Source organism: Cellulomonas sp. Root485, from assembly GCF_001426705.1.
Classification (GTDB): domain Bacteria; phylum Actinomycetota; class Actinomycetes; order Actinomycetales; family Cellulomonadaceae; genus Cellulomonas.
Genome location: NZ_LMFC01000001.1, coordinates 174,182 through 190,177, shown reverse-complemented (window position 1 = coordinate 190,177; position 15,996 = coordinate 174,182). Strand labels below are relative to the sequence as shown.

General features: G+C 73.6%; 12 protein-coding genes and 1 pseudogene. 6 read left to right on the top strand and 7 right to left on the bottom strand.

Annotation, left to right across the window (positions count from 1 at the left end):
• Positions 1-41 precede the first annotated feature (41 nt).
• Genes ASD16_RS00900 through ASD16_RS00890 form a run of 3 tightly spaced genes read right to left on the bottom strand, consistent with a single transcriptional unit; the run spans position 42 to position 4,280 of the window.
• Positions 42-1,331: a sugar ABC transporter substrate-binding protein gene (locus tag ASD16_RS00900; protein WP_055911913.1), complete on the bottom strand. Its 1,290-nt coding sequence runs from the start codon at positions 1,329-1,331 to the stop codon at positions 42-44.
• 49 nt (positions 1,332-1,380) lie between these two features.
• Positions 1,381-3,249, bottom strand: coding sequence for a DUF2264 domain-containing protein (locus tag ASD16_RS00895; protein ID WP_055911911.1), 1,869 nt, complete (start codon positions 3,247-3,249; stop codon positions 1,381-1,383).
• The gene (locus ASD16_RS00890; protein WP_235523060.1) at positions 3,246-4,280 is read right to left on the bottom strand and encodes a hydroxyacid dehydrogenase; all 1,035 of its coding nucleotides are present in this window, start codon (positions 4,278-4,280) and stop codon (positions 3,246-3,248) included. Before ASD16_RS00890 ends, ASD16_RS00895 begins: the two co-directional genes overlap by 4 nt.
• Positions 4,281-4,439: 159 nt before the next feature.
• Between ASD16_RS00890 and ASD16_RS00885 the strand changes: the two genes are divergently transcribed.
• Together ASD16_RS00885 and ASD16_RS00880 are read left to right on the top strand one after the other, a co-directional pair.
• Positions 4,440-6,221 (top strand): heparinase II/III family protein, encoded by a 1,782-nt coding sequence (locus ASD16_RS00885; RefSeq protein ID WP_055911909.1) that lies wholly within the window; start codon positions 4,440-4,442, stop codon positions 6,219-6,221.
• Positions 6,218-7,279, top strand: coding sequence for a substrate-binding domain-containing protein (locus ASD16_RS00880; RefSeq protein ID WP_055911907.1), 1,062 nt, complete (start codon positions 6,218-6,220; stop codon positions 7,277-7,279). The genes ASD16_RS00885 and ASD16_RS00880 overlap by 4 nt, the downstream gene beginning before the upstream one ends.
• Positions 7,280-7,305: 26 nt before the next feature.
• Here ASD16_RS00880 and ASD16_RS00875 read toward each other — a convergent pair whose 3' ends face one another.
• The gene (locus ASD16_RS00875) at positions 7,306-9,597 is read right to left on the bottom strand and encodes a sodium-translocating pyrophosphatase (RefSeq protein ID WP_055911905.1); all 2,292 of its coding nucleotides are present in this window, start codon (positions 9,595-9,597) and stop codon (positions 7,306-7,308) included.
• A gap of 225 nt (positions 9,598-9,822) precedes the next feature.
• Between ASD16_RS00875 and ASD16_RS00870 the strand changes: the two genes are divergently transcribed.
• The 4 genes from ASD16_RS00870 (at position 9,823) to ASD16_RS00855 (ending at position 13,600) form a co-directional block, all read left to right on the top strand.
• The gene (locus ASD16_RS00870) at positions 9,823-10,356 is read left to right on the top strand and encodes a sigma-70 family RNA polymerase sigma factor (protein WP_055911903.1); all 534 of its coding nucleotides are present in this window, start codon (positions 9,823-9,825) and stop codon (positions 10,354-10,356) included.
• The gene (locus ASD16_RS00865) at positions 10,353-11,783 is read left to right on the top strand and encodes a hypothetical protein (protein WP_055911901.1); all 1,431 of its coding nucleotides are present in this window, start codon (positions 10,353-10,355) and stop codon (positions 11,781-11,783) included. The genes ASD16_RS00870 and ASD16_RS00865 overlap by 4 nt, the downstream gene beginning before the upstream one ends.
• A gap of 69 nt (positions 11,784-11,852) precedes the next feature.
• Positions 11,853-12,392, top strand: coding sequence for a sigma-70 family RNA polymerase sigma factor (locus ASD16_RS00860; RefSeq protein WP_055911897.1), 540 nt, complete (start codon positions 11,853-11,855; stop codon positions 12,390-12,392).
• A complete protein-coding gene (locus ASD16_RS00855) occupies positions 12,389-13,600 on the top strand; it encodes a hypothetical protein (RefSeq protein WP_055911895.1) in 1,212 nt (403 codons plus the stop codon). Before ASD16_RS00860 ends, ASD16_RS00855 begins: the two co-directional genes overlap by 4 nt.
• A 5-nt stretch (positions 13,601-13,605) precedes the next feature.
• On the opposite strand, the gene ASD16_RS00850 is transcribed toward ASD16_RS00855, so the two are convergent.
• From ASD16_RS00850 to ASD16_RS22405, 3 genes and pseudogenes are all read right to left on the bottom strand, one after another.
• The gene (locus ASD16_RS00850) at positions 13,606-14,382 is read right to left on the bottom strand and encodes a PKD domain-containing protein (protein WP_055911894.1); all 777 of its coding nucleotides are present in this window, start codon (positions 14,380-14,382) and stop codon (positions 13,606-13,608) included.
• 8 nt (positions 14,383-14,390) lie between these two features.
• Positions 14,391-14,727: pseudogene (locus tag ASD16_RS22410) on the bottom strand (PKD domain-containing protein); the annotation flags it as partial.
• Between the two features lies 1 nt (position 14,728).
• The coding region (locus ASD16_RS22405; protein WP_369817942.1) for a PKD domain-containing protein at positions 14,729-15,761 on the bottom strand (1,033 nt) is incomplete at its 3' end.
• Between the last annotated feature and the right edge of the window lie 235 nt (positions 15,762-15,996).

Genomic DNA, 15,996 nt, shown 5'->3' with positions numbered 1-15,996 from the left:
GCGGGCCGGCCCGGGAAGGAGCCGGCCCGCGCGAACGACTGCTAGTCGAGGACGTCCTGCTTGACGCGGCTCTCCATGTCCGCGATGCCCTGGTCGACCGACTTCTCGCCGACCATGATCAGGTCGTGCTCCTCGTTGAGGATCACGTCGACGTCGGCCGTGATGTCCGACGGGGCGATCTCGAGGGCCACGTCGTCCGGCGCGAACGCCTCCTTGGACAGCTCGTCCGTGGGCATGCCGTCCAGCGCGAAGTACGCCGCCGTGACGTCGTCGCTCTGCAGCGCGGGGACGACGCCGATCGCGGAGATCGCCTTGGCACCCTCGAGCGATGCGGCGAACGCCAGGAACGTCTTGGCGGCGTCCTTGTGCTTCGACGCCTTGTTCACCGCGAACGCGGTGGGTCCGCCGAACGTCGTGGTCTGGTCGACGTCGTCCACCTGCGGCATCGGCGCGATGCCCCACTCGACGGTGGACTTGCCGTCCTTCTTGGCCTGCAGGATCCCGGAGATGTACCAGGTGCCCATCGGCATCATCGCGGTGGCCTGCGTCTCGAACATCGTGCGGTAGCTGACCTGCTGGGTCTTGGCCGTCGAGTAGTCGAGCGCGTAGCCGTCCTTCTGGAGGCCGACGTTGAGGTCGTACTGGTCCTTGAGGAACCCGTAGTCCCCGCTGAGCAGGTCGGCGCCCTCGTTCTGCGCCTGGGCCGCGGCCTGCGTGACCGAGCGCCAGATGTGGTTGTACGTGCCGTAGACCTTCTGCCCCGCCGCGTCGGTGCCCGTGAGCTTCTGCGCGAGGTCGGCGTACTCGTCCCACGTGACGTGGTCGGGGTAGTCGAGGCCGGCCGCGTCGAACAGCGTCTTGTTGTAGTAGAGGACCCAGAAGTCCTGCCGGTACGGGACCGCGAAGAACTTGCCGTCCTGGTCGTAGCCGTCGGTACCGGCCAGCTTGCCGTCCGGGTAGTCGGTGACCAGGTCCGTGACGTCCTCGAGCTGACCGCGGCCGGCGTAGCGCGAGTAGTCCGTGAGGGTCTTCATCGTCAGGACGTCGGTGGTGTCGCCACCGGCCAGCATCGTCGTGACCTTCTCGGGGTAGTCGTCCGCGAGGATGTCGACCGGCTTGATCGTGATGTCCGGGTAGGCCGCCTCGAACGCGTCGAAGAGGGCCTGGAACTCGGGCGTCTGGTCCATGCTCCAGACGGCGACCGACAGCTCGACCGGTCCGGACTCGGTGGCCTCGTCCTCCGGGGCGTCCCCGCTGCTGCTGCCGCACGCGGCGAGCGTCAGCGAGAGAGCCGCGGCGGCGCCGATGGCGGCCAGGGCCTTCCTGTTCATGGTGCTCTCCTCTTGGGTCGTCATCACGCCGGGCGCCGTCGCCCGCGTGCTACTGCTGGTGGGGCAACGTGCAGGTGGTCACGCGGGCGTCGGCCCACGTCACGGTCAGCTGCTGCCCGAGGACGGCAGCGGTCGGGGGGGCGGTCGGGTGCTGCGCGAGGCAGACGGCGGTGACCCACCAGCTGCCGGCGACCACCGGGGTGGAGACCCAGGGGGTCGCGGTCCAGGTGCCGAGCGGGCTGGCGTCCTTGTCCAGCCGGACCTCGGTGTCGAGCCCGTCGGCGACGAGCAACGAGGTCAGCCCGTCGCCGCGCACGCCGTGCGTCAGGACGGCCGGTTCGCCCGACACGGGCCAGCCCGCGCTGCGGACCGTGAGACCCGGGTCGGCGTCGTCGACGCAGACGGCCCGGACCTCCCAGGCCCCGCGCACGACGGACACGATGGTGAGGGTGCCGACGACGACGGAGGTGCCGACGAGACCGGAGCCGTGGGTCTGGACCGACGGGTCCACGTCGACGCGGTGCGCCTCGCTGCGGGAGGCGGCGGTGCCGACACCGTCGACGACCTCGCAGGTCAGCAGGGTCATCCCGGACCGGTGGGTGGATCGCCCGTCGGCGTCGACCAGCACGACGGCCTGGTCGAACGGCTCGGCCCAGGCCTCCTCATCGAGCAGAGGCGCGGTCGCCGTGGAGTAGCCGAGCCGGGCGTACAGGGGCGAGTCACCGTCGAGCGAGCCCTCGAACGCGTGGTCGGTGCCGTGGTTGACCACGCGCACGATGCCGTCGTCGTGGGTCCCGCTGACGATCCAGCCGGGCGCCGCGACGGCGACGAGGTCGTCCGCGACCTCCACCGGCAGCGGCTCCTCGGCGGCGGTCCACACCGGGTGGTCGGCCGGCAGCGCGAGCCCGAGCATCCCCTTGGCCGCCCAGTACGGTGACCCGGTGCCGGAGTAGCTCTGCGCGAGCGGCCGCCACGGCCCGTGCCACCCGAGGGTCAGCAGGCCGTCCTCGTCCGGGGCGCCGTGCTGCACGAAGTGCGTGACGATGCTCGACGCGGCCCGGCGCAGCTGCCCGGGCGACGTGCTGGGCACGCCGGCGATCGCGCCCGCCCAGTAGGGGGCCGCCGCCGCGAACCGGTAGGTCAGGCTGCGGCCCTGGAGGAGCGGGCTGCCGTCGGCGCCGACCAGGCGGATGGCGTCCTGCAGGTACCGGTCGAGACGCGCGACGTCCCGGGCCTGTCGCTCCGGCGTCAGGGAAGCCCCCTGCATCCGCGCCCACAGCACCGGGTACAGGTGCATCGCCCAGCCGACGTAGTGGTCGTAGGAGCGCTGGTCGCCGTCGGAGAACCAGCCGTCGGCGCGCGCGAACGACTCGTGCAGCGCGAGGTCCTCCTCGAGGTCCTCGGCCGACCACGGTCCGCCCACCGACCTCAGGAACGTCTCGACGACGATCCGGAACCAGAGCCAGTTGTTGCGCGGGTACCCGCGGTCGCCGACGACGGACGAGAGGTAGTCGACGACGCGTTCCTGCACGCCGGCATCGAGACCGTCCCAGAGCCACGGGCGCGTCAGGTCGAGGATGAGCGCGAGCGACGCGGCCTCGACCTTCGCCTGACCGTGCTCCTCCGGCCGCACCCAGCGCTCGGGCGACGACGGGTCGGTGCCCGCCGCCAGGCCGGCTGCGTAGTGCTCCGCGAGGTTGAGGGGGTCGGCGCCGCGCTCCCCGGCGAGCCGGAACCCCGCCAGCAGGAACGTCCGCGCGAAGCCCTCGAGCCCGTCGACCGCGGTGCCGTAACCGCCGGGCGCGCCGGGCAGGGTGATCAGGGCATGGCTCGGAGAGGCGTACGGGCGGACCGCCAGCAGCATCTCGTCGGCCAGCGCCGCCCACTGCTCGCGGGTGCGGATCTGGCGCGCGGTCATGCGCCCACCACCAGGTGCTCGCGGGTGACCGGTGCCAGGACCGGCCGCCCGAGGATCAGCCGCTCCAGCTCGTCGAGGGTGTGGTCGCTCATGCGCCGCGCCTCGGAGCCCAGCGAGCCGGCGATGTGCGGGGTGAGCATGACGTTGGGCAGGTCGTAGAGGACCGACGTGGGTGGCAGAGGCTCCGGGTCGGTGACGTCGAGGACCGCGAACAGCCGCCCGCTGGACGCCTCGCACTCCAGGGCGGCGGTGTCGACGAGCACGCCACGGGCCGTGTTGATCAGGGTCGCGCCGTCGGGCATCAGGGCCAGCTCCTCGGCACCGATGAGGTGACGCGTCTCCGGGAGTGCCGGGGCGTGCAGGCTGACGATGTCGCTGCGGCGCAGCAGCTCGGGCAGGTCCACCAGCTGCGCGCCGGTGCCCAGCAGGTCGTCCGCGGTGATCGTGGGGTCCGCGACGAGCACACCGTCGGTCTCCAGGACGTCGAGCAGCTCGACCGTGCGGCGCCCGATCCGGGACCAGCCGACGATGCCGATGGTCCGGCCCCGGTTGCTGAGGTCGCCGCGCTCGTCGGCGAACGACCAGCGGTCGCGACGGGTCCGGGCCTCGGCGGCGAGGAACGGTGCCCGCTTGCCGGCCAGGATGATCGCCGCGAGCGTGTACTCGGCCACCGGTCGCGCGTTCTCGTCGGCGGCGGAGGTCACGACGATCCCCCGCGCCCACGCCTCGTCCGGCACCAGGCCGCGCACGGTGCCGGCGGCGTGCAGGATGGCCCGCAGCCGAGGTGCGGCGGCGAGGTGCGCCGGGGTGATCGGTGGTGCACCCCACGAGGTGACGATCACGTCGGCCTCGGCCAGCTGCGTGCGACCGTCTTCGCCGTCCAGGTCGTCGAGCCGCAGCGGCTCACCCACCTCGGCCAGCTCGCGCAGCCGGTCGACCTGCTCCGTGTGGAACTGGAGGTCGAAGGTGCCCTCGCTCATGAGCAGCAGGACGTGGGGCCGCGCGGCTGCGGAGGTGCTGGGATGCGTCACGCGTCGTCCTTCCTCATCGAAGTCGCGCCCGGGTCGATGTCGTCTTTGATCGGTTCGACCCGGCGAGGAGGAGTTAAACGCACACAAACGATCTTCGTCAAGCGCTTCCCCGATGAGTTACGATCATTTTCGATCATCGCCGATCCGAAACGAGGGCCCATGTCGACAGCCGTGCGTGCAGGACTTCCCCTGCCGACCGATCGCACATTCTGGGCGTCCGTCGACGACCGCGGGCTCCTTGCGCGCGCACGGACCGAGCTCGGCACACCGTGGCCCCAGCCCCTGGCCAGCCAGTACGCCCGGTACCGGCGCGACGGCGACCGGGTCGAGTACGAGGCACGGGTGTTCGGTCGCGAGGACCGGCTGACCCGCGCGGTGGTCGCGGCGCTCGTCACGGACGACCCGGTATGGGTCGACGAGGTGGCGGACGGCGCGACGCTCCTGTGCGAGCAGAGCTCCTGGTGCTGGCCCGCACACGATGTCGCGGCGGCCGCGCTGGGCACGGTCGTCCCCGTGGTCACCGAGCCCGTGCTCGACCTGGGCGCGGGCGAGGTGGCCGCACGGCTCGCGTGGATCGACCACGTGCTGGGCGACCAGCTCGACGCCCGCGTCCCCGGCGTGCGTCGCCGCATCCGGCACGAGGTGCGCACGCGCGTGCTCGACCCGTTCGTCACGCGTGACGACTGGGGCTGGCTGGTCCCGCCGCTGAGCAACTGGACCGCCTGGATCCACGCGAACGTCCTGACCGCGGCCGTGGTCCTGCTCGAGCCGCCGGAGCGCGACGCGGTCGTGGCGCGGGTGGCCACGGGCCTCGGCGACTACCTGGCGTCCCTGCCGGCCGACGGCGCGATCGACGAGGGCTACTCGTACTGGTGGCAGGGTGCCTGCCGCGCGCTCGAGGCGCTGACCCTGCTGGAGCACGCGACCGGCGAGGACGCCTCGACGTGGCCGGTCGTGCGGGCCATGGTCGACTACCCGCACACGATGCACCTCGGCGGCGCGTGGTACCTCGGCGTCGGCGACGGCACCGCGACGCCGTCGACCGACCTCCCGTGGCACGTCCTGCACTCCTGGGCGCTGCGCACCGGCTCGTCCGCCGCCGCCGCGCACGCCGCCGCCGAGCACGCCCGCTCCGACCTGCCCGAGCGCGGCGGCATCGGCCGCACGCTGGAGGCGCTGGCCTACGACGCGTGGCCGGCGAGCGCCCCGCAGTCCCCCCTCCCGGCGCACGTCTGGTTCCCGAGCACGGAGGTCGGCCTCCTGCGTGAGACAGCGGGGTCGTCGCAGGGGCTGGCCGTCGCGCTCAAGGGCGGGCACAACGGCGAGTCGCACAACCACAACGACCTCGGGTCCGTCGTCGTGGCCGTGGACGGGGTTCCGGTCGTCGTCGACCCGGGCCGCCCCACGTACACCGCGCAGACGTTCGGCCCGGACCGGTACGACCTCTGGACGATGCAGAGCTCGTGGCACTCCGCGCCCGAGGTCCGCGGCACCCCGCAGCACCACGGTCAGGAGTTCCGGGCCGCGCAGGCGCCGGGGGACGCGGACCGGATGCAGCTCGACCTCACGGCGGCCTACCCGACCGAGGAGCTGACCCGCTGGACCCGGACGGTCACCCTCGACCGGCCCGGCTCCCGCGTGCTCGTGGCGGACGACTGGGAGGTGACCCCGGGCGGGACCGGCACCGTCGTGCACTGGATGCTCGCGGGGTCCGTGCAGGCCACCGCCCCGGGCCTCGTCACGATCCACCCGCTCGATGGCGCGCGCGCGACCCGCCTGACCTGGGACCCTGCCACGGTGACCTCGTCGCTGACCGTCCGGCCGCTGGACGACCCGATGCTCTCCGACGTGTGGGGCGACCACCTCACGCGCCTGGAGCTGGCCGTCGACGACTCCGCCGGGCGGGGCTCCCTCGTCGTGACGATCGAGGTGGCCCGATGACCTCCCTGCCCGTGACCCGGCGCGACCAGCTCCTCGACGTGCTCCGTCGCGAGGGCACGGTCCGCGTCAGCGACATCGCCTCCGCGCTCGGCGTCACCCCCGTGACGGTCCGCCGCGACATCACCCAGCTGGCCAACGAGGGCTTGGTGCGCCGGGTGCACGGCGGCGCGACGCTGCTGGCTCCACCGGGCGGCGACGAGGAGACCCCTGCTGTCGCGACGCTCGGCATGGTCGTCCCGTCGCTCGACTACTACTACCCCGGCGTGCTCCAGGGTGCGCGCGAGGCCGCCGCGCGGCTGGGGGTCCGGCTCGTGCTGCGGGGCTCGTCGTACCAGGTGGAGGACGACGAGCGACAGGTCACGGGCCTGGTCGAGACCGTCGGCGTCGACGGCCTGCTCATCGCACCCAACCTGTCCGGGCCGGGCGGCGACGCGCTGCTGGCCCGGCTGGCCGGCCTCGACGTCCCCGTGGTCCTGCTGGAGCGCACCGCGACGATCCCGCCGCACGGCGCGCCGATGGAGTCCGTCGTGTCCGACCACGCCCTGGGCGCGAGCATCGCCGTGCACCACCTCGCGTCCCTGGGCCACCGTCGCATCGGGCTGGCGTACTCGCAGGCCAGCCCCACGGCGCCCAAGGTCCGGACGGGCTGGCTGGGCGCGTGCGAGGAGCTCGGGCTGGATGCCGCACCCGACCTGTCGATGGTGAACTACCGCGACCCGATCTGGCGCACGGAGGTGGACCGCATCCTCGACGCGTGCCTCGCAGCAGGCACGACCGCGCTGCTGGTGCACTCCGACCCGGAGGCGATCTCCCTGGTGGAGCGCTGCGAGGAGCGGGGGATCCGCGTGCCGGGGCAGCTGTCCGTCGTGGCGTACGACGACGAGGTCGCCGGGATGGCCAACCCGCCGCTGACGGCCGTCCGCCCGCCGCGACGCTCGATCGGCCGGACCGCGGTCGAGCTGCTGGTCGGGCGGCTGGGCGAGCCCGCTCGGGCGGTGCACCGCGTGACCGTCACGCCCGAGCTGATGATCCGGGAGTCGACCGCTCCCCCGTCGTGACCGACGAGGGAGCGATCGACCGTCCGTCAGGCGAGCGCCTTCTCGGCCTCGCGTGTCAGGTCGTTCTTGTCGTCGCGCGCCGCCCGGAGCCGGGACGCCACGACCGCGCCGGCCGCGACGAGCGCGGCGACGACGGCGATCGACAGGCGGACCGTCTGGTTGGCGTCCTCGCCCACCGAGATGGCCACGACGGCCGGCGCGATGAGCAGGGCCACGAGGTTCATGACCTTGATCAGCGGGTTGATCGCCGGGCCGGCGGTGTCCTTGAACGGGTCGCCGACGGTGTCGCCGATGACCGCCGCCGAGTGGGCGTCGGACCCCTTGCCGCCGAAGTTGCCGTCCTCGACGATCTTCTTCGCGTTGTCCCAGGCACCGCCCGAGTTGGCCAGGAAGACCGCCATGAGCACGCCGGTCGCGATGGCCCCGCCGAGGAAGCCGGCGAGCGGACCGACGCCGAGCCCGAACCCGACGGCGATCGGCGCGAACGCCGCGAGCAGACCGGGCGTGGCCAGCTCCCGCAGGGAGTCGCGGGTGCAGATGTCGACGACCTTGCCGTACTCCGGTCGCACCTCGTACGTCATGATCCCGGGGTTCTCCCGGAACTGGCGACGGACCTCGAACACGATGGCCCCGGCTGCGCGGGTCACGGCGTCGATGGCCAGGCCCGAGAACAGGAAGACCGTCGCGCCACCGAGGATCACCCCGACCAGGGTGACCGGGCTGATGATGCTGTAGTTCAGCATCGACGCCGTGAGCTCGTCGCCCACCTCGCCCGCCGTGCGCAGCGCGGACGCCACCGCGTCGGCGTACGACCCGAACAGGGCGGTCGCGGCCAGCACGGCCGTCGCGATCGCGATGCCCTTGGTGACGGCCTTCGTCGTGTTGCCGACGGCGTCGAGGTCCGTGAGGATCTGTGCGCCCTCGGGCGTGACGTCGCCCGACATCTCGGCGATGCCCTGCGCGTTGTCGCTGACCGGCCCGAACGTGTCCATGGCGACGATGACGCCGACCGTGGTCAGCAGGCCGCAGCCCGCGAGCGCGATGAGGAACAGGGACAGCGCCACCGAGCCGCCGGCCAGCAGGAACACACCGCAGATGGCTGCCGCGATGATGCCGGCGGTGTAGACGGCGGACTCCAGGCCGACCCCGATGCCGGACAGGACCACGGTGGCCGCGCCGGTCAGGGTGGTGCGTGCCACGTGGAGCGTCGGCTTGCTCGTCGTGCCCGTGAAGTACCCGGTCACCCACAGGATGATGCCCGCCAGCACGACGCCGATGGCCACGGCGACCGAGGCGATCAGCCGCGGGTCGCCGCCGTGCGTCTCCAGGCCGACCGTGCCGCCCGTGAGCTCCGCGAAGGACGACGGCAGGTAGACGAACGCCGCGATCGCGGAGAGCGCGACACCGACGAGCGCCGAGATGTAGAAGCCCCGGTTGATGGCCGCGAGGCCGCTCTCCGCACCCCGCACCCGCGTGATGAACACGCCGAGGACAGCGACGACGGCCCCCATGGCCGTGACGATGAGCGGGAACACGAGCCCCTGCTCACCGAACGCCGCCTTGCCCAGGATCAGGGCCGCGACGAGCGTGACGGCGTAGGACTCGAACAGGTCCGCCGCCATGCCCGCGCAGTCGCCGACGTTGTCGCCGACGTTGTCCGCGATGGTGGCCGCGTTGCGCGGGTCGTCCTCCGGGATGTGCTTCTCGACCTTGCCGACGAGGTCGGCGCCGACGTCTGCCGCCTTGGTGAAGATGCCACCACCGACCCGCATGAACATGGCGAGCAGCGCGGCACCGAAGCCGAAGCCCTCGAGCACCGCCGGCGCCTCGGCCTTGTAGATCAGGACGACGGACGCGGCGCCGAGCAGGCCGAGGCCCACGACGCTCATGCCGACGAACCCGCCGGTCCGGAACGCGATGCGCGCGCCCTCTGCACGCCCACCGACCTCCGACGCGGCCGCCGCCACCCGGACGTTCGCCCGCGTCGCGAGCCACATCCCCAGGTAGCCGATCGCTGCCGAGAAACCGGCCCCGACCAGGAAGAACACCGAACGGCCCAGCTTGATGCCGCCGTCGCCCGGCAGCAGGAACAGCAGGGCGCAGACGATGACCGCGAAGAGGGCCAGGGTGCGGAACTGCCGGCTCAGGTACGCCGACGCCCCTTCCTGGACCGCGCGCGCGATCTCGCGCATGGACTCGGTCCCCTCACCGGCCGCGAGCACCTGGCGGCGCAGGACAACGGCGATGAGCAGGGACGCGACCGCAACGGCCGCGATGACACTGACGATCGTGATGCTCGTGGACCCGAGCTCGACCATGCATCCTCCTCGGACATCAGCGAGGCCCCCCTGACCGCGCCCGTCCCACAGCCCCGTTGCTGCGCGACCCGGTGAGTCTAGCCAGCAGATGTGACGTGGATCGCACCACCACGCGACCGTGATCCGGAGCGCCGTCCGCGAGACGATCGTGGGGACCCCAACCGTTCGGGCGCCCCGTGCGTCTGAGCAGGTGAGGACAGTTCCGTACGGAGCGAGGGGACGACCATGAGCTGGGAGGACGATCTCGACCGGCTCGTCGCCGAGCGGGGCTCGGCGCTGGTCGCCTACGCGTACCTCTTGACCGGCGACCTGTCGGCGGCGGAGGACCTGGTGCAGGACGGGCTGGTCCGCACGTTCGGCCGCCGCCGGCCCGAGGACGTCGTCTGGGTGGAGGCCTACGTCCGGCGGGTCATCCTCAACACCTACCTCGACGGCTACCGGGCCCGTCGCCGCTTCGCGGCCGTCACCCACCTGGTCGCGACACCCGAGACCGCCGCGGACGAGCTCGTCGCGGCGGGCGACCGCGCCGACGTGGCACGGGCACTGACCGCGCTGTCCCCCCGCGAGCGCGCCTGCGTCGTCCTGCGCTTCTCCGACGACCTCACGCTCCCCGAGATCGGCCGCCGGCTCGGGGTCTCCCCCGGGGCGGTCAAGCGGTACCTGTCCGACGCCCGCCGCAAGCTCGAGCCGCTCCTGGGCCCGCAACCGGGCCTGACCACCGAGGACGTCCCCACGATCACGAAGGGAGCCGGGCGATGAACCACGACCTCGAGTCGGCCCTCGGCGAGCTGGAGGACCGCGCCGAGCGCAGTCACCGCACCGGTCGCGCGCCGCTGCCGGTCGCCCGGATCGCCGCCCGCGCCCGCGCGCGCCGTCGCACCCGCGCCGCCCTGACGATCGGTGGCGCCGCCGCGGCCGCCGTCCTCGTCGCCGGCACCGCGTACGGGCTCCTCCCCGACCGCAGCCCTGCGCCGCCGGCGATCTCGCCGTCCCCCAGCGTCACCACGCAGCAGCCGTCGCCGACGCCGACGCCGACGGTGCCCGCCGTGCTCCCCGCGGTCCTGCCCACCGGTGACCCCGCACGCCCGTACGGAACCTGCGGGTCCCTGGTCGACGCCCCGGTGACCTACCCCGTCGACGACCGCATCCTCGCCCGGATCGCGCCCGACTCGGCGTCACTGCCGGCTGGTGGGCACCTCGTGTCCGGCGGCGAGGTCGAGCGCAGCACCGCGTCCGAGACGTTCGTCGCGTTCGCCGTGCCGGTCGGTGGGCCGCGGGTCGCGGTGGTCCGCGACGGCGTGGTCGTCGGCACCGCGGGCTTCTACCCCGCCACGTACGACGCGATGTCGAGCCGCAGCGGCAACCAGGGCGAGTCGACCTGGTACCGCGGCCCGCTCGACCTCACCGTCTGCGACCCGGGCGACGACCCGGCTGTGACCGTCGGCCGACCTCTGCCCGCGGGCGCGTACGAGCTGCGCCCCTGGGCCGACGTCGTCACCTACGGCGGAGCGGACCAGGCTCCCGCGGAGCTCGCGGGCGGCACGCTGACGTTCGAGCAGGCGGCCGCGCTCGACGGTGCCGAGCGCGCGACGGCCCTCGGCGACCCCGTGTCCGTCACGGTGACCGGCGAGGCCGACGAGCAGCTGCCGCTCCCCGGTGCGGACGCCGTGCTCGACCGGACGACGAGGGCGGGCCGTCCCGCGTGCGGAGCCCCCGCACCGGCCACCCCGGTCCGCACCGCGATGCTCGACCTCCAGCTGACGCCGGCGGCGACCACGCTCCCCGCCGGTGAGGCGCTGCACGCCACCGCCACCGTGCAGTACACGGGTCCGGGCCGGCTCCGCGCATGGGGCTACTACGCGGTCGAGTACTGGATCGTGCGCGACGGCGTGGTGGTGGGGACGACCGTGCAGGCGAACGACGCCTTCTCCGTGGTCGACCTCGGCGCCGGCGCCCCTCTGCTCTTCACCGACGAGGGTCGCGTGCTGACGTCCTGCGTCGCCGACTCGGAGCTGCCGCTCACGAGCGGGGACCCGCTGCCCCCCGGCGAGTACACCGTGATCCCCGCGTGGCTCCTGTCCGGGCCGACGGTGTGGACCCCCACCGAGACCGTCCTCCTGCAGGACCCGGCGTCGGGCGGGTACGCGCTGACCCTCGGTGCGTCGTTCCCCGTCACCCTCACCTGATCGCGCGCCCGACCAACGGTTCGCACCTCCCGGTCGTCCAGGAAGATGACGGCACCACGAGGAGGTGGCATGACGACCTGGGAACAGGTTCTGGACGAGCTCGTGCGGGCTCGGGGGCGTGCGCTCGTGCGGTACGCGACCCTGCTGACCGGCGACGAGCGCGAGGGTGAGGACCTGGTCCAGGACGCGCTGGTGCGCTGCTTCAGCCAGGGCCGTCCGATCCGCGACCCCGGCGCGGCCGAGTCGTACGTGCGGCAGGCGATCCTCACGATCTTCCTGGACGCCTACCGCCGCCGGGCCCGCTGGACCGCGGTCCGCCACCTGCTGGCCCGGGACGACGACACCGCCGACCACGGACCGGCCAGCACGGCACGGCTCGACGTGCAGACCGCGCTGCTCACGCTCCGGCCACGGCTGCGCGCCTGCGTGGTGCTCCGGTTCTACGACGACCTGACCGTGCCGGAGATCGCCCGCCGGCTCGCGCTCTCGGACGGCACCGTCAAGCGGTACCTCTTCGACGCGATCGGCCAGCTCGAGGCCCTGCTGGGTCCGCTGCCCGACGCGCACACGATCGACATCCAGCTCGTCCCGACAGGAGTGACCCGATGAGCCCCGACCTGGCCCGTTCGCTGCGCGACGCCGTCGACACCGGCCCCGACGACCCGCCCTTCGACGTCCTGTCCCTCACCGGCCGCATCCGGCGCCGCCGGACCGTCCGCGCGGGGGTGCGTGGGGGTGTGGCCGTCGGGGCCGTCGGAGCCGTGGCGTTCGGCGCCGTGTACGTCGGAGGGCGGCAGCCCCTGTCGGTGCTCCCCGCGGCCCGGGCCGACGCAGCGCCCGGGACGTGCGGCTCGGACATCGGGCTCCTCCCGACGGCCGACCCGGGTCGTGTCGGCCTGCTGCCGGCGACGGACGGCTCGTGGTACCAGGAGGACTCTTCCGCCGTGCCCCAGCAGGGCAGCCACCTGGGAACGCTGCTCGGGCGCACCATGAGCCCGGTCCTCGTCCGCGAGCTGTCACCGGCTGCTCGGGACGCCGCGGTCGCCGAGCTGGTGCGCAGCGCGAACGAGACGCTGGCCGCCGCGGAGGAGCGTCGCGCGGCCGCGATGGCGGATCCGCCGGCTGCTGTCCCGCTCACCGCCGGGCAGGTCGCCGCACTGGACCGAGCGGTGGAGGTCGCGCGCCAGCAGCTCGAGGCCGCGGAGAGCTCGGAGCGGATCAGCGGCACCGGCGACGAGCTCGACAGCCAGATCCTGATCACCCACGACGGCACGGTCGTGGCGTCCGACGCCGACCCGTCGCCGGACCCGCGGTACTCGTGGCTGTCCTCGCCCGACCGCTCCGTGGTCTCGGGCATGACGAGCACGGAGCTGACCACCTGCGCGACGGACGGCGACCCCGGGGGCGTGCCGTTGCCCTCCGGCGAGTACTCGGTCTACGTGAGCTATGCCGAGGCGGACGGGCGCGCCGTGGCGGGCCCCTGGTCCCTGACCCTGCTCGACATGCCCCCGGCACCGACCGGCTTCCCCGAGGGCTTCCCCGTCGACGACGTCCCCCTCGTCGGTGGCCGGCTGGTCTCGGTCAGCCCGATGGCCGGCTCGAGCGGCGACGGGTGGAGCGTCGTGATCGCCGTCGGCGGGGACGACGCCGCCAAGGAGGCCGTCCGGCTGCTCGGCGACGACTGGTCGACCTACCCGGCGCTCGCGCCCCCGCCCGGCATCACCTTCCCCGTGGCGGGGTGGGAGGTCGGCGTCGCAGCGTCGACGTCGGAGGACGGAGAGCAGACCGTCGTCTACTCGATCCTTCCAGCGACCTGACTCCCTCAGCCGATCGGCGCCACCGCCAGGTCGTCCCAGCGGGCCACGGCCAGGGCGGTCGCCGACGAGCTGAGGTAGGTCTGCAGCCGGACAGCGCCGGCCGACTGCAGGCCTACGGTCGAGTCGGTCGTCGTGTACTGCCAGGCGGCCGGCTCGCTCGATCCGGCGGCCCAGGCCTTGACGCGCACGACCGTGGGTGACGTGCCCTGCACCTGGACCCGCACCCGCAGCTGCTGGCCCGCCGTCAGGGTCAGGTCCGGCAGCGTGCCGCCCGCGAGCACCGTGCCGGTGCGCTCGGTGTGCAGCTGGACGACGCCCGTGGGCATGAGCTTGAGCCGCGCGCCGTAGGTCGCCGACCCGACGACCCGCCCGGCGACCGTCAGGTACACCGGGCCCGTGGGGACGGTGTCCATGCTGACGCCCACCGTGGTGTCCGTCGCGGTCGAGGACACGCCGGCGAGCGTCGCTGTGAGGGTGCCGCCGATGGCCGGCGACTGGAGGCCGACGCTGCCGTTCACCGCGAACCGCGTGCTCCCGCCACCGACCGTCCAGGCACCGCCCGTCGTCGCACTGCCCCAGCCCGAGCTGACGGTGCGGGTGAACGAGTCGGTCGCGAGGGTGGTCGGCGGCGGCACGGCCGTCACGGTGACCTGCCGCGTGGTGCTCGTCGTGGCGCCGTCGTCGTCGGTCACCGTCAGGGTGATCGTGTAGGTGCCGGCCGCGGCGTAGGTGCGGCTGCTCGTCGCGCCGGTCCCGGTCGAGCCGTCGCCGAACGCCCACACCCGGCTCNACCGTCAGGGTGATCGTGTAGGTGCCGGCCGCGGCGTAGGTGCGGCTGCTCGTCGCGCCGGTCCCGGTCGAGCCGTCGCCGAACGCCCACACCCGGCTGACGATCGTGCCGTCGGAGTCGGTCGACGCCGACGAGTCGACCGATGCCGTCAGACCCGTCGCGGCGACCGTGAAGCTCGCCGTCGGCGCGACGTTCGGCGGCGGGGCGGTGACCGTGACCTGGCGGGTGGTGCTCGTCGCGGCGCCGTCGTCGTCGGTCACCGTCAGGGTGATCGTGTAGGTGCCGGCCGCGGCGTAGGTGCGGCTGCTCGTCGCGCCGGTCCCGGTCGAGCCGTCGCNCGGCGCCGTCGTCGTCGGTCACCGTCAGGGTGATCGTGTAGGTGCCGGCCGCGGCGTAGGTGCGGCTGCTCGTCGCGCCGGTCCCGGTCGAGCCGTCGCCGAACGCCCACACCCGGCTCACGATCGTGCCGTCGGAGTCCGTCGACGCCGACGAGTCCACCGACGCCGTCAGCCCGGCCGCGCTCGCGGTGAAGCTCGCGCTGGGCGGCACGTTCGGTGGCGGGGTCGTGCCGCCGACGCCCGTCGCGAGCAGGTCGTCGTACCGCGCGAGGATGTTGCCGCCGGTCACGGTCGAGCTCGCGTACGTCGTCAGCCGCACGCCGCCGCCCGACTGGAGGCCAGCCGTCGAGTCGGTCGCCGTGTACTGCCAGGTCGTGGGCTCCGCGGAGCCGACCTTCCACGCCCGCGTCCGGATGGTCGTCGGGCTGGTGCCCTCGACCTGCACGCGGACGCGCAGCCGGTCGCCGGCGGCCAGCGTCAGGCCCGGCAGCGTGTTGCCCGTGAGCACCGTGCCCGACCGCTCCGTGTGCAGCTGGACCGCACCCGTGGCGAGCACCTTCACGCGCGCCCCGTAGTCCGCGCTCCCGACCACCCGCCCGGAGACCGTCAGGTACACGGGCCCGGACGGCACCCGGTCGAGCCCGACGGAGACGGAGACGTCGGACGACGCCGACGTGACGGACCCGAGCGTCGCGGCGACGGTCCCGCCGGCCCCGGCGGCCTGCTGCCCCACGCCCGAACCCACCGAGAACCGGGTCGTGCCCCCGCCGACGGTCCATACGCCGCCGGTGTCGGCCGTGCCCCAGCCGTTCGCGACGGTCCGCGAGAAGGCGTCCGACGCGAGCGTCGCCGGGCCGGCCTGCGCGGTCGTGTAGGACCAGGTCGGGCTGCGCGTCACCGACGTGCCGTCGTCGACCGTCGCGTACCAGTCGACCAGGGTGCCCGGTGGCAACGCCGGGACCGGGACCGACGCGACCGAGCCCGACGCGACCGTCGCGGTACCGACCACCGGCAGGTCCGCGGGCTCTCTCATGTCGTACGGGACCGTGAACTGGCTGTCCGCGTCCGTCTCGAACTGCCCGAGGAACGGCGAGTACGTGAACGCGCGGATCTCGTCGGCGCCCGGGTCGAACGTGAGGTACCGCAGCCACCCGTCGCCGCCGCGCGGGCGGTCCTGGTAGTCGGAGAGCATCGCCTGCACGGGCTGCCCGCACGCGTTGGTGTCCGTCCGGCGCGCCTCGGCGGTGACCTCGTCGGAGAAGTGCCCG